The following is a 14,098-nucleotide window of genomic DNA, read 5'->3' as shown; positions in this document are numbered from 1 at the left end:
CCAACCGCGTGATAGCCGCTTACGGGCGGTACGTCCAGAGTGTAGCCCATGCCCGACCGCCATGCCAGATCTGCCCGGCCGTCCCAGACCGGCGAAAATGGCGTCTTGCCGGGATTGCTCGAGGCTCCGAATCGGGTTGCGGTCCTTCTGCCGCTGCCTCTGGATCACCCTTACGACTATAAAGTCCCGCCCGGGCTGGACGTTCGGCCGGGTGACATCGTTTTGGTGCCACTGGGTAAACGCGAGTTGACCGCTGTGGTCTGGGACCCGGCGGAGCGCGAGCCTGAAAACAGCACGTCCGACGTTGAAGCTGACATTGTTGAAGATCGCCTGCGGCCGATCCTGCGTCTCTGTGCCGCGCCGCCCATGACCCCGCTGCTGCGGCGCTTCGTGGAGTGGGTGGCGGATTACACCATGGCGCCGCAGGGCGCGGTGCTCAGGATGGCGTTGTCCGTGCCCGATGCACTGCAGGCGCCCAAGCCGTCTCTCGCCGTGCGGCTTCCGGCATCGAGAGAGAAAAACGGCGAAGCAGCAGACGCTGACATCAAATGGACGGCGGCACGCCGGCGCGTGTTTGAAGAGGCGAAGGACGGCGTCGCCCGTTCACCTGCGGATCTTGCATTGGCCGGCGGAGTCGGTGCTTCTGTCGTGCGCGGGATGATCAAGATTGGCTTGCTTGAGCAGGTTGAGGTTGCGTCGCCCCGGCGTTTCGAAACACCCGATCTGGATCTGCCGTCACCGGAGTTTTTCGGGGATCAGGCCGATGCTGTCCAAAGACTTCGGGCTTCGGTGCAGGACGGCGCCTTTTCGGTCAGTCTGCTGGATGGCGTGACGGGCTCCGGAAAGACGGAGGTTTACCTGGAAGCTGTTGCCGAGTGCCTCGCGGCGGGTCGGCAGGCGCTGGTTCTCTTGCCTGAAATCGCATTGTCGGGACAGTGGCTCGAACGTTTTCGGCGCCGTTTCGGGGTCGCGCCGGCCCAATGGCACTCCGATTTGACGCCGGCACAGCGCCGTGACACCTGGCGGTCGGTGGCCGAGGGAGAAGCGAGGGTTGTCGTGGGGGCCCGCTCCGCGTTGTTTCTGCCTTACGGTGAGCTTGGTCTGATCGTTGTCGATGAAGAGCATGAATCCGCGTTCAAGCAGGAGGACGTGGTCTGCTATCATGCCCGTGATATGGCCGTTGTGCGTGCGCGACTCGGCAGTTTTCCCATCGTTCTGGCGTCCGCGACACCGTCTTTGGAAACTCTGACCAACGTGAAGAGTGGCCGCTATGGCTGCCTGAAGCTGCATAAACGGCACGGCGGTGCCGAATTGCCATCAATCGAACTTCTGGATCTGCGCAAGGATAAACCGACCCGGATCGAGGGCCTGGGCCAGAGCTGGCTGGCGCCGTCGCTGCGCGCCGCCATTGCCGAGACCCTTGCGCAAGGACAGCAGGCCATGCTGTTCCTCAATCGCCGCGGTTACGCGCCCCTGACTCTATGCCGGACCTGCGGTCACCGGCTGCGCTGTCCGCACTGTACAGCCTGGCTGGTTGAGCACCGGGGCCGGAGTTTCTCAGTCGAGGGCGAGGGTCCGGCGGGCGATTTGCAGTGCCACCATTGCGGCTACCGGGCCCGGCGGCCTGAGTGCTGCCTGGAATGCGGGGATAGCGATTCCTTCGCCGCCTGCGGCCCCGGCGTGGAGCGTATCGCCGAGGAGGCCGCGGCGCTCTTTCCCGATGCGTGCCGCGCTGTGATGGCGAGTGACACTCTGACAGGACCCAATGCGGCAGCGAAAATGATTCAGGCCGTCCAGGACGGGGAAATCAACCTCTTGATCGGGACTCAGGTCGTCGCGAAGGGGCACCACTTTCCCGATCTGACCCTGGTTGGGGTGGTGGATGCGGATTTGGGATTGTTCGGTGGCGATCTCAGAGCCTCCGAGCGCAGTTATCAGCTTCTCCACCAGGTGGCCGGGCGCGCCGGACGTGCCGGTCGCCCGGGCCGGGTGGTTCTGCAGACGTCCGATCCGGATCATCCGGTCATGCAGGCCTTGCGGTCGGGAGACCGGGACAGCTTCTTCGAGATGGAATCGCAGATGCGCCAGCGCTCCTACCTGCCACCCTTCGGGCGTCTGGCGGCTTTGATCATCTCGAGCCCGGTGGAGGCCGATGCGGACGGCTTTTGCAGGAATCTCGCCAAGCGGGCACCCGGGCAGGAAGGTATCGAAATTCTCGGCCCGGCGCCCGCACCGATGGCATTGCTGCGTGGCCGCCATCGGCGCCGTTTCCTGTTGAAAACCCGCCGTGATCTCTCGCCTCAGGCCGTGATACGGGAGTGGACAGCGGGGATCAGGTTGCCGAGCCGCCTTCGCCTGCAGATCGATATCGACCCCTACAGCTTCTTTTGATCAAAAAAACGCCAATTTTTTGTGGAATTTCAGCGATTTTTCCCTCGTCCGAAGAGGGAAAACGACCCAATCAGATGCTTGAAATACAATGCCTTGCACAAGGCCTCCCGGGTTTCATCCGACTCGTCTTGCAACGCCCCGGTGACTATGATACCAAACGCGCGCTCGGGGCGGGGTAACCTGCTCTTAACGATTTTGTACGTCAGGAATGACCCAACGGGCAGGGTCAGTTTTTCCGCTTTTCTTTGGGGGCATCTGGCTTGGCTGGCGAAGACACGAGCTTGAGTGGCTTGGCAGGGCGTTACGCATTAGCGTTGCTTGAACTTGCCGACGACAAAAACGAGCTCGACACCGTTGCCGGGGATCTGCGTGGTTTGAAGCAGATTCTGGTTGAAAGCGAAGACTTGCGCCGGCTGGTTGACAGTCCGCTCTACTCGCGCGAGCAGCAGAGCAAGGCGATTTCCGCTATTCTCAAAAAAGCGTCGGTGAATGAGCTGACGCGCCGTTTCGTTCTGGTCGTTACGGAGAACCGGCGCCTGTTCGTGCTCTCCGACATGATCGACGTTTACCTGGCCGAACTTTCGCGGCGCCGGGGCGAAGTGACCGCCAAGGTGACCAGCGCACAAGATCTGTCCGATACACAACAGCAAGCTCTGACCGAGGCCTTGAAAAAGTCCATGGGCAGTAAGGTGCAGGTCGACGTCACCGTTGATCCGAGCCTGATCGGCGGCATGATCGTCAAGGTTGGCAGCCGTATGATCGACAGCTCGCTGCGCAGCAAATTACAAAGATTACAACTCGCCATGAAAGGGGTTGGATGATGGACATCCGCGCCGCTGAAATCTCCTCCATCCTGAAAGACCAGATTGAGAACTTTGGAACCGAGGCGGATGTCGCCGAAGTCGGCCAGGTACTCTCTGTGGGTGACGGTGTTGCCCGTGCTTACGGGCTCGACAATGTGCAGGCCGGTGAGCTGGTCGAGTTCCCGGGCGGTATTAAGGGAATGGTGCTGAACCTCGAAGTCGACAACGTCGGTATCGTGCTGTTCGGCGACGACCGCGGCATTAAAGAAGGCGACACGGTCAAGCGGACCGGCGCCATCGTTGACGTGCCGGTTGGTAAAGGTCTGCTGGGCCGCGTCGTGGACGCGCTGGGCAATCCCATCGACGGCAAGGGTCCTCTTCAGGACGTCGTCCGCAGCCGTGTTGAAGTGAAGGCTCCCGGCATCATCCCACGGAAATCCGTGCACGAGCCGATGCAGACCGGTCTGAAGTCCGTCGACAGCCTGATCCCGATTGGACGTGGCCAGCGTGAGCTGATCATCGGTGACCGTCAGACCGGTAAAACCGCGATCGCCCTGGACACCATCATCAATCAGAAGTCGAGCAACCAGGGCGACGACGATACGAAAAAGCTCTTCTGTATCTATGTTGCCGTCGGTCAGAAGCGCTCGAGCGTCGCGAAGTTCGTGAAGACCCTCGAAGACGCCGGTGCTCTGGAGTACTCCATCGTTGTGGCCGCGACCGCTTCGGAGCCTGCCCCGCTGCAGTTCCTGGCGCCTTACGCCGGTTGCGCCATGGGCGAGTACTTCCGGGATAACGGCATGCACGCCGTGATCACCTATGACGATCTTTCCAAGCAGGCTGTTGCCTATCGTCAGATGTCCCTGTTGCTTCGCCGTCCGCCGGGACGTGAAGCTTTCCCGGGTGACGTCTTCTATCTTCACTCACGCCTTCTCGAACGTGCCGCCAAGATGGGCGACGATGCTGGCAATGGTTCCCTGACTGCGCTCCCGGTTATTGAAACCCAGGCAGGTGACGTCTCGGCCTACATTCCCACCAACGTGATTTCGATCACCGACGGTCAGATCTTCCTTGAGACCAACCTTTTCAACAAAGGTATCCGTCCGGCTGTGAACGTCGGTCTGTCGGTGTCCCGCGTGGGCTCCTCGGCGCAGATCAAGGCCATGAAGCAGGTTGCCGGCTCGATTAAGCTTGAGCTGGCTCAGTATCGTGAGATGGAGGCCTTCTCTCAGTTCGCGTCCGACCTCGATGCCTCGACCCAGCGCCTGCTGGCCCGTGGTGCGCGTCTGACCGAACTTTTGAAGCAGCCGCAGTACAAGCCGCTGACGGTTGAAGAGCAGGTGGTCGTGATCTTCGCAGGTGTACGCGGTTACCTCGATGGCATCGAAGTCAAGCAGATCGGTGACTTTGAGCAGAAGCTGCTCTCCGAGATCCGCGGCAAAGGCGCCGATCTTCTGGAGACTATCCGGACCGAGAAAGCGTTGTCGGGTGAGACTGAAGAGAAGCTGAAAGCCTTCATGGACAGCTTCACCAAGACTTACGTCTGACGGCATTCGTAATCAGCGGACCCGCGAACCAGGAAGCGTAACGGCGATATGGCGAGTCTTAAGGACCTAAGAAACCGGATCTCGAGCGTTAAGTCGACGCAGAAGATCACTTCGGCCATGAAGATGGTGGCCGCGGCAAAACTGCGCCGGGCGCAGGAGCAGGCGGAAGCCTCGCGCCCCTATGCGGAGCGCATGGACCGGATGCTGGGCTCTCTGGCGGCTTCGGTTGCCGGCAAGGCTGGTGCACCGGCTCTGCTGGCCGGCAGCGGCAAGGACGATGTGCATCTGATCATCGTCGGCACGGCTGACCGCGGACTTTGCGGCGGCTTCAACAGCTCGATTGCACGCGAAAGCCGCAATCAGATCAACGCGCTGAAGGCAGCGGGAAAGACCGTTAAGGTCCTTTGCGTCGGCCGTAAGGGGCGTGATCAGCTGCGCCGCGAGTTTTCGGACCTGATCATCGATACCATCGAAGATATCGCCAAGCCGGCATTGAAATTCGACAGCGCACATGAGATTTCGGAACGTGTGATCGCGATGTTCGAAGCCGGTGAAATCGACGTCTGTACGATTGTCTATGCCGAGTTCAAATCGGTGATCAGCCAGATCGTGACGACCCAGCAGCTGATTCCCTTTGTCGCCTCAGCAAAAGACGAGGGCGAGGCGAAAGCGGACACGAACAACGACAAGCTGGTTTACGATTACGAGCCTGAAGAAGAGAAAATTCTTGCTGATCTCCTGCCGCGCAATCTGGCGGTGCAGATCTTCAAGGCACTTTTGGAAAACAACGCCAGTGAGCAGGGTGCGCGGATGTCCGCTATGGATAACGCCACACGGAACGCCGGCGAGATGATCGGTAACCTGAACCGGATCTACAACCGGACCCGTCAGGCGGTCATCACCAACGAACTTATTGAGATTATTTCCGCCAAGGAAGCAATGTAACGGGTCTAACCAACCGTTATCCTGGTGGTGCGAGAGGCATTGAGGAGCGATATCCATGGCACAAAACATTGTCGGCAAGGTGACCCAGGTGATGGGACCGGTCGTTGACGTTCAGTTCGACGGCGATCTGCCGCCGATCCTGAACTCGCTGGAGACCACGAACGACGACAAGCGTCTGGTTCTCGAAGTTGCGCAGCATCTGGGCGAAAACACGGTCCGGACCATCGCGATGGACGCGACCGAAGGTCTGGTCCGCGGTCAGGAGGTGACCGACACCGGCGCCCCCATTTCGGTGCCTGTCGGACCCGGCACGCTGGGCCGCATCATGAACGTCATCGGTGAGCCAATTGACGAGCGCGGCCCGCTGGATACCACCATGACCTCGCAGATCCATAAGCCTGCCCCTGACTATGTCGATCAGTCGACGGAAGCCGAAATTCTGGTCACCGGTATTAAGGTCGTCGACCTGCTGGCGCCTTACGCCAAGGGCGGTAAGATCGGTCTCTTCGGCGGCGCGGGCGTTGGTAAGACGGTTCTGATCATGGAGCTGATCAACAACATCGCGAAGACCCACGGTGGTTACTCGGTCTTCGCCGGTGTCGGTGAGCGGACCCGTGAAGGCAACGATCTCTATCACGAGATGATCGAAGGCGGCGTTATCAAGACTGACGGCGAGGGCTCTAAAGCTGCGCTGGTCTACGGTCAGATGAACGAGCCTCCCGGAGCCCGCGCCCGCGTTGCACTCTCCGGCCTGACCCAGGCCGAGTACTTCCGCGACGAAGAAGGCCAGGACGTGCTGTTCTTCGTGGATAACATCTTCCGCTTCACCCAGGCCGGTTCCGAGATTTCGGCGCTGCTGGGCCGTATTCCCTCGGCTGTGGGCTATCAGCCGACCCTGGCCACCGACATGGGCGGCATGCAGGAGCGGATTACCACGACCACCAAGGGTTCGATCACCTCGGTGCAGGCCATTTACGTGCCTGCCGATGACTTGACCGATCCGGCACCTGCCACCTCTTTCGCCCACTTGGATGCGACGACCGTGTTGTCGCGCGCGATCTCGGAGCTGGGTATCTACCCGGCCGTCGACCCGCTCGACTCCACCAGCCGTATCCTGGAGCCGTCGGTCGTTGGAGAAGAGCACTACTCGATCGCCCGTGAAGTTCAGCGCGTGCTGCAGTCCTACAAGGACCTGCAGGACATCATCGCGATCCTGGGCATGGACGAGCTGTCTGAAGAAGATAAGCTGACCGTTGCCCGCGCCCGTAAGATGCAGCGCTTCCTGTCGCAGCCCTTCGACGTTGCCGAGGTCTTCACCGGCAGCCCGGGCGTGCAGGTTCCGCTCGAAGAGACCATCCGTGGATTCAAGGGTATTCTGGCCGGTGAATACGATCACCTGCCGGAAGCGGCTTTCTATATGGTCGGTGGTATCGACGAAGCCGTCGAGAAAGCCCGCAAGATGGCTGCAGAAGCAGCCTAAGGGCGGCGGCCGCAGAAGAAATAGCGAAGTTGGAACTGGCTGATGCCTGAAGACAAGGTTGAATTTGAGCTGGTCTCGCCGGAAAAGCTCCTCGTTTCCAAGGACACTGACATGGTCGTGGTCCCAGGCGAAGAAGGTGACTTCGGCGTGCTGCCACGCCACGCGCCGATGATCTCTACGGTCCGGCCCGGCGTGATCTCGATCTACGAGGGCAAGACCGTCTCCGAGCGGATCTTCATTGCCGGTGGTGTTGCCGAGGTAACGCCCACACGCTGCACCGTTCTGGCAGAGCAGGCACAGCCGGTTTCGGAGATCGATCCGGCCGCGGCCCGTCAATCGCTCCAGGACGCGCAGGAAGATCTTGCTGCTGCAAAAACGGATGTTGAGCGCAAAGTGGCGGAGCGCCAGATCGCGGTCAGCACAGCGATGATCCGCGCGAGCGCCTGAAGCGGTCTTCCGTCGGGGTGTAAGCCATTGACGTGAATCAATGGCCTGGGATTTTCGAGTGTTATGTTGAATGGGGGCGTTTCGCCCCCATTTTTCTTATGTTACGTTCCGGTGACATCGAAACTGCTGGCCGATTCGTTAATGGAATCAATGCTACAAGCAGGATTCGGCACTTGAATTTGCGGCAGACTGAATTCGGCGCGTTCAGTCATAAGAGTGGGTAGTAAAGATGGCTTACGAGCATTGGACCCTGGATGATATTGACTGGTCCGCTTTCGACCCGGCGAAAGTCGATCCCGAAATCCTGAAGATCATCAAGGCTGCCAGCATGGTCGAGTACAACGGTGCTGACTATGCGACCTATCTCTGCAACGTCTTTCCCGATGACGCCCAGTTTCAGGAGGTCGTTAAGGTCTGGGCCGAGGAGGAAATCCAGCATGGTGCCGCCTTGGCGCGTTGGGCTGAACTGGCCGATCCTAACTTTGATTTTGAAGGCAGTTTCCAGAAATTCAAAGACGGCTACAGCCTGCCTCTGGACGCCTCGACCTCCGTACGCGGCACGCGATCGGGCGAACTGGTTGCCCGCTGTATCGTCGAAGTCGGGACCTCGTCCTACTATTCAGCCCTCGCGGATGCGACGGACGAGCCGGTTCTCGTCAAGATCTGCAAGCTGATCGCCGCCGACGAACTGCGTCACTACAAGCTTTTCTATACGCACCTGAACCGCTATCTGGCATCTGAAAAGATCGGTAAGATCCGGCGGGCGCTGATTGCCCTCAGCCGTATTACCGAGACCGAGGACGATGAGCTTGCGTATGCCTATTTCGCCGCGAATGGTGACGGGCAGGATTACGATCGCAAGCGTTGGTCTCAAGCCTACATCCAGCGTGCCGCCGGGTATTACCGGCCAAAGCATCTCGACCTGGGGGTGGCTATGACCTTCAAAGCCGCCGGCTTAAACCCTCGTGGTCGCTTGGCGGGGTGGGCGGCACGTGCCGGCTACTGGGCCGTAAAACGTAAGGCGAAGGGGCTTAAGCAGGCTGCTTGAGCGAGTTTCGCCGAGTAGCGCTGGGTTCGCGCGTCCTATCCGGCCAGATGCCGGAACTCCTCGATAATCTTGCGATAGAGGTCTCGCTTAAAGGGGACGGCCAGATCAACGACCTGACCGATATCGACCCATCTCCAGGCTGAGAACTCAGGATGCTCGGTCTCGATATTGATGGTTTCATCGCCGCCGCGCAGACGCAGGGCGAACCATTTTTGGCTTTGTCCCCGATATCGGCCTCTCCAGAGCTTGCCGATCAGCTCGCGCGGCAGGTCGTAACTGTGCCAAGCCGCACTCTCTGCCAGTATTTCCGCATCGCCGGTGCCGATCTCTTCTTCCAGTTCCCGGAGTGCCGCGTCGCGTGGCGCCTCGCCCTTGTCGACGCCTCCCTGCGGCATCTGCCAGGCCGGATTGCTCATATCATTGCGCTGCGCGACAAAAACATGACCTTGCGCGTTGAGGACCATCAGACCGACACAGGGCCGATAGGGAAGCGCGTCGATATCGGCGTCGCTGAGCGATTTTTGGATTTTTTTCCTGGACATCTGGTTCTTGGTTTTCAGAGGCTCATGACTTGCCGACAGAGGTGCGATATGTCAATCAGGTGGGTCACGTGAGAGCGTGCTGGAACGGATTCACAAGCACGATGTGTCGCCTTCGGCGATTCCATCCAAACTTGATCTGATCTAAGGGTTTACGGTCTTGGCGACTTTCGTCAAGAAAGAACTGCATGCCAATGCATGCTTTCCGGTCAGTTGCTGGGGACCTCGGAACCCGATGAGCTGTTCTTTGCTTTCGTTTTGTCTGCGTTCACGGGTGCTCTCTGGGCGAGCTCCTGCTTGCTGACAGCTTCTTCGGCCAAAACCGAAATCGGAACGAGGACGATGCCTCGTTTCTCGATTTCGGTACTCCACTCGGCCAGGCGTTCTACAGTGACCGGGAAGGGCCGGCCCATGGCAATCGCGCTGCCGAACTGCAGGGCAATGCGTTCAACCTGAGCCAGGCGGGCATCGATCGCATCCCGGCTGGCAAGAGGAACGTCTACGTAACGGTGGCTGATCAGGGTGGGTACGCTGAATTCGCCCGCCAACTCCATAGACAGGCTGTTTTCCCGTTCGGCGTTATCCAGCAGGATAATGCCCCGCTCCTCGATCGCCTTGAACAGAGGACGCATCTGACGTGGCGATCCGACGAAGCGCGACCCCATCCAGACGGCCACACCGACATATCCGGTGGTGCGTTCGAGAGACCAGGCGAGCCGTGCGAGGTTCTCCTCGGGCTCTAGTGCGGTCAGCAGTGCATTTGGACCGGGATCCCGCTGCGGAAAGTCTATCGGCTCCAGCGGAAGGTCGAGCATGACCTCGTGGCCGTTGGCGCGGGCCAGAGCACTGAGGTATTCCAGCGAGCGCGGCTTGGCATAGGGACTGAAGGAAAGTGTGATGGCAGGCGGGAGCTTCTTGATGATCTCCTCAGCCGCAATGCTGGCATGACCGAGCTCGGAGAGGACGAAAGCGATACGCGGTTTGGGATTGCCATCCGCATCTTTTAACCAGCGTTGGTCGATGTTCTGCCGGTTGCGCTGCCATAGAGGCAAACTGTTGTAGTCGGGAGCCGCGACCTTGGGCAGGGCGGCTTGCTGAACGGGCTTGGAAGAGCCGGAAGGGTTCTGCTGTTTCGTGGGATCGGCGACCTTGGCCGTTGCCGTTTGGTCGTCAGGGCGTACAGCGATGTCTGCTGCGCCGTTCTTGGTCTCTGCCGCCTCAGCGCTTTTGTTTTCTTCGGCACTGTCGGCAGTTACCTGAGTCTCAGCTGCGGCGGGCGTTTTCGCCCCGTCCTCGGCTGTAACCGGTTCGGGATCAGACTGGCCGGATGAGGCCTGATCTTCAGTCTTTGATGCGGCTTGTGCGTCGGGTGCGGTTTCCGGCCTGTCAGGTGAATTCTGAGGCTCTTCGGCTTTGCTTGCCTCGTTCTCAGCCATTTCGCCAGCAGCCGTGCCGCTCTCTGCCATCTCAGACCCGGCCATCTCAGACTCAGTTTTTCCGGTCTCTGGCTCTTGCCCGGTCTCTGGCTCCTTCGACGGGGCCGCAGGATCCTCGGCCACCTGCGCGGGCGGTTCAGAGAGGTATACGTAACCAATCCCACCGGCGACAACGCCGATCAGGCAGAACCATGCAAAGATCAGAGCCAACCTACTGCGTGACAGAGTTCTGGACCCTTTCCCGGTTACTTTTTGCCCGCCTCCGAAACACCTCGTTGCGGGACTTCGCAGAGGTAGGGGCGTCGTTGATGGTTAAAAAACGCAAAGCATAAAGCAAAACAGTTACTTAATTCTGCGCGTCTGAGAGAATTTGACGGATCCTGGTGTCAATGCCTTGCCGTTATGATGCGAACACTCTGAATCGATAGTGAATTCAATAAGTTAAATTGATGCAAGGTGCAGGACATCAAGCTTTTGCAGAAACTTCGTGTTGCTCATGGTCCGGGCAGGCACGCCTTTTTTGCGGGATCTTGCTCTGTTCGCAAACAGATTGCTTGTGAAGGACCGCAAAATCCCAGAGGACTCTGGGCCTCTATCGCCTGGAATGAGCTTCGGAGGCTGCAGCGCGTTTGCTACAGCCTCCGATGAAGCGCGCAGATGTTTACGGGTTCTCTGTGGAAACCGTAGCTCTCAATTCGTGACGCGCTCGCTGAAGAGCGAAAGGCCGCGCAACAGATCGATTGCGCGAGACAGCTGATAGTCTATCGGCTCGGCGTCTTCCTCTGCCTCTCCCTCGGGCACGGTGCTGTTGGCGGGCCGGTTGTCCTCGCCGCCGCCGTCTGTACCCGGATTTGCCAAAGCGCCGCGCAGATCGGCTTCGCTTCGCTGGGGATCGCCGCTGACTTCTTCGACGCGAGCCTGTTCAACTTCAATATCCGGGACGATACCAGTAGCCTGGATTGATCCCCCCGAAGGCGTGAAATAACGTGCCGTGGTCAGGCGCATGGCACCATGTCCTGCAAGCGGAATGATCGTCTGGACCGAACCCTTGCCGAAGGACTTTGTGCCCAGGATGATCGCCCGGCGATGATCCTGAAGGGCGCCAGCGACAATTTCCGAAGCCGAGGCGGAGCCACCATTGATCAGTACGACAATCGGAAGACCATCCACCAGATCGCCTGAACGTGCGTTGTAGCGCTGGGTGTCCTCGGACTCACGGCCTCGGGTCGAGACAATTTCACCCTGGTCGAGAAAGGCATCGGAAATCGAGATGGCTTCGGTCAAGAGGCCGCCGGGATTGTTGCGCAAATCAAGCACCAGTCCCACCAGCTTGTTGCCGAGTTCTTTCTTGATGTCCGCAATGGCGTTTTCAACGCCTGGCGTCGACTGCTCGTTGAAGGAAGTCACGCGCACATAGCCCACATTCCCTTCCAGACGGCTGCGGACCGACCGGACCTTGATGACGTCACGGGTGATGACCAGGTCAAAGGGATCAACGCCCTCGCGTCGGATCGTAACTTTCAGGTCCGTATCGACCAGTCCGCGCATGCGCTCGACGGCCTCGGCAAGCGTCAGACCCTGAACGGCCTCGCCGTCCAGGTGGGTAATGTAGTCACCGGCTTCGACTCCGGCGCGGAAGGCTGGCGTATCGTCAATCGGAGAGACGACCTTGACGTAACCGTTCTCCATGGTGACTTCGATCCCGAGACCACCGAACTCGCCGCGTGTCTGAACCCGCATGTCCTTGAAGGACTTTTCATTCAGGTAGCTGGAATGAGGGTCGAGATGCGAGAGCATACCCTGGATCGCAGACTCGATCAGCTCCTCATCCGTCGCTTCCTCAACATAATCGGTTCTGACTCTCTCGAAGACGTCGCCGAAGAGCTTGAGCTGCCGGTATGTTTCGGAGTGCTGTTCATTATCCTGCGCAACGGAGCCGCCGAGCGGGAACATAAGTACCACTGCGGCCAGGATGGCCGCCTTCTGCAATTTGTGCATTAACCTCGTACCTTATCGCCAGTTGCCGCCAACCAAGGCAGCGGATTGATCGCTTGTCCGTTTCTCCGGAGTTCCAAATAAAGTTCTGGTTTTCGAACCCCGTCGTCGGTCATTACGCCGATCGGCTCTCCCGCTAGTATCCACTGGCCGACAACCGCGTCTACGCGTTCAACGCCAGCCAGTAATGTATGATATCGTTTGCCGTGCTCTATGATCAAGATGAGGCCATAGCCGCGGAACTCCCCAGCATAGACCACTTTTCCGTCAAAGGGGGCAATTACCTGAGCCCCCTCGCGTGTTGCTATGGTTATGCCTTTTGACGCTGGACTGCCGTTTTTGCCCTGCTGCCCATAGCGTCTCAAAAGCCGGCCGTGCGCCGGCATCAAAAGTTCGTTACGCGCGACCGAGGGGAAGGCACGGATGTTGGCCGGCTTCGAAAGACTGCCGTTTATCGCTGGCCGCGTCCCCGCTGACGCAACCTGTCGCTGATCCGCGGGAGGGGGCTCTGGCGCCTGTGCGGTGACCGGCGGCTTGGTCAGCAGCCGGCTCTCGAGCTCGCCCTGACGCTGCGCGGTTTCAGCCAGACGCTGCTGTTCCCGAGCTTCGGCCTCTCTTTTGGCCTGTTCAAGTTCCAGCTGTCGCTTTTGTTCCCTTTGCAGCGCCAGCCGGCGTTCCTTGTCACGCTGTTCGGCCTCGCGCGCCAGACGCTCCTGCTCCGCCGCTTCGCGCTCGATTTTGCGCAGCAAATCGCGCAAGTTCCCGGCTTCACGGGCCAGACGGGCCATCTTACGCTCTGAAGCGGCCTGTTGTTCTGTGGTTTGAGACTGAAGGCGGCGTTTCTGATCGATCAACGCAGTCAGCGTCTTGCGTTCATTGCTGAGGAGGTCGCTGGCGGCGCTGACGTCAACGCGCTCGCGCTCGATCCTGACGCGCAGATGCTCCAGTTCGTCCAGATCTTGTTTCAACCGGTCTGCTTCCTGCTCCAAAGCCGGAACCGCAACCCTCAGCAAGGTTGCAGAGCGCACCGCATCTACAGGAGATCCCGGTGCGGCGACCAGAGCCTCAGGCGGCAGTAGGGCAATACGCTGCAGCGCGCCCAGCGTGCGGCCCAACTTTTGCCGCTGGCGCTGCAGTGCCGCCGATTTGGCGCTTTCCTCTTCAACCAGGCTGACAAGGGTCTCTTCGATCGCTGAAAGTTCGGACTCAAGATCCAGGGTTTTACGCGCGACATTGATCATGCGGCCTTTCAAGAGGCGCAGCTCAATTCGGACTTCTTCGGATTTGCGTGCCAGATCTTCTGTGTCGGCTTTGCTGCGCTCGAGGTCGCGCTGAATTTCGTTCAGGTTGGGTTTCGTCTGATCAGCGGACTGGGCCGCTGCAGGATGGTCCGATATCAGAATAGCAGCCGTCGTGGCCACGATCATTGAGATCGTTTTCGTCCGCCCGAGTGCGAACGAGACCGCC

General features: G+C 59.5%; 11 protein-coding genes. 7 read left to right on the top strand and 4 right to left on the bottom strand.

The annotated features are described in order from the left end of the window. The first annotated feature begins 48 nt into the window (after positions 1 to 48). The 7 genes from FKG95_RS12620 to FKG95_RS12590 all read left to right on the top strand — a co-directional run bounded on the left by FKG95_RS12620 (position 49) and on the right by FKG95_RS12590 (position 8,661). Complete coding sequence (locus tag FKG95_RS12620) at positions 49 to 2,391, top strand: primosomal protein N' (RefSeq protein ID WP_142896747.1); 2,343 nt, start codon at positions 49 to 51, stop codon at positions 2,389 to 2,391. Positions 2,392 to 2,651: 260 nt separating this feature from the next. After that, positions 2,652 to 3,212, top strand: coding sequence for a F0F1 ATP synthase subunit delta (locus FKG95_RS12615; RefSeq protein WP_142896746.1), 561 nt, complete (start codon positions 2,652 to 2,654; stop codon positions 3,210 to 3,212). Then, positions 3,212 to 4,741, top strand: a complete 1,530-nt coding sequence (gene atpA, locus FKG95_RS12610) for a F0F1 ATP synthase subunit alpha (RefSeq protein ID WP_142897121.1) — start codon at positions 3,212 to 3,214, stop codon at positions 4,739 to 4,741. The genes FKG95_RS12615 and atpA overlap by 1 nt, the downstream gene beginning before the upstream one ends. A gap of 48 nt (positions 4,742 to 4,789) precedes the next feature. Next, positions 4,790 to 5,686 carry a F0F1 ATP synthase subunit gamma gene (locus tag FKG95_RS12605; protein ID WP_142896745.1) on the top strand — a complete coding sequence of 299 codons (897 nt, stop codon included), beginning with the start codon at positions 4,790 to 4,792 and terminating at the stop codon, positions 5,684 to 5,686. A 55-nt stretch (positions 5,687 to 5,741) separates the two neighbouring features. Further along, complete coding sequence (atpD, locus tag FKG95_RS12600) at positions 5,742 to 7,166, top strand: F0F1 ATP synthase subunit beta (RefSeq protein WP_142896743.1); 1,425 nt, start codon at positions 5,742 to 5,744, stop codon at positions 7,164 to 7,166. A 42-nt stretch (positions 7,167 to 7,208) separates the two neighbouring features. Beyond that, positions 7,209 to 7,613, top strand: a complete 405-nt coding sequence (locus tag FKG95_RS12595; RefSeq protein WP_142896742.1) for a F0F1 ATP synthase subunit epsilon — start codon at positions 7,209 to 7,211, stop codon at positions 7,611 to 7,613. Between the two features lie 229 nt (positions 7,614 to 7,842). Further along, positions 7,843 to 8,661, top strand: coding sequence for a ferritin-like domain-containing protein (locus tag FKG95_RS12590; RefSeq protein WP_142896741.1), 819 nt, complete (start codon positions 7,843 to 7,845; stop codon positions 8,659 to 8,661). 35 nt (positions 8,662 to 8,696) lie between these two features. Here the strand turns inward: FKG95_RS12590 and FKG95_RS12585 are convergent, their stop codons facing one another. From FKG95_RS12585 to FKG95_RS12570, 4 genes are all read right to left on the bottom strand, one after another. Continuing rightward, a complete protein-coding gene (locus FKG95_RS12585; protein ID WP_142896740.1) occupies positions 8,697 to 9,203 on the bottom strand; it encodes an RNA pyrophosphohydrolase in 507 nt (168 codons plus the stop codon). Between the two features lie 206 nt (positions 9,204 to 9,409). Next, complete coding sequence (locus FKG95_RS12580; RefSeq protein WP_142896739.1) at positions 9,410 to 10,681, bottom strand: divergent polysaccharide deacetylase family protein; 1,272 nt, start codon at positions 10,679 to 10,681, stop codon at positions 9,410 to 9,412. A 645-nt stretch (positions 10,682 to 11,326) separates the two neighbouring features. Further along, the gene (locus FKG95_RS12575; protein WP_142896738.1) at positions 11,327 to 12,634 is read right to left on the bottom strand and encodes a S41 family peptidase; all 1,308 of its coding nucleotides are present in this window, start codon (positions 12,632 to 12,634) and stop codon (positions 11,327 to 11,329) included. Next, positions 12,634 to 14,058: a murein hydrolase activator EnvC family protein gene (locus FKG95_RS12570; protein ID WP_179954079.1), complete on the bottom strand. Its 1,425-nt coding sequence runs from the start codon at positions 14,056 to 14,058 to the stop codon at positions 12,634 to 12,636. The genes FKG95_RS12575 and FKG95_RS12570 overlap by 1 nt, the downstream gene beginning before the upstream one ends. Positions 14,059 to 14,098 lie beyond the last annotated feature (40 nt).

This window comes from Denitrobaculum tricleocarpae (assembly GCF_007004665.1).
Lineage (GTDB): Bacteria > Pseudomonadota > Alphaproteobacteria > Kiloniellales > Kiloniellaceae > Denitrobaculum > Denitrobaculum tricleocarpae.
This window is presented reverse-complemented; position numbering and strand designations above follow the sequence as displayed.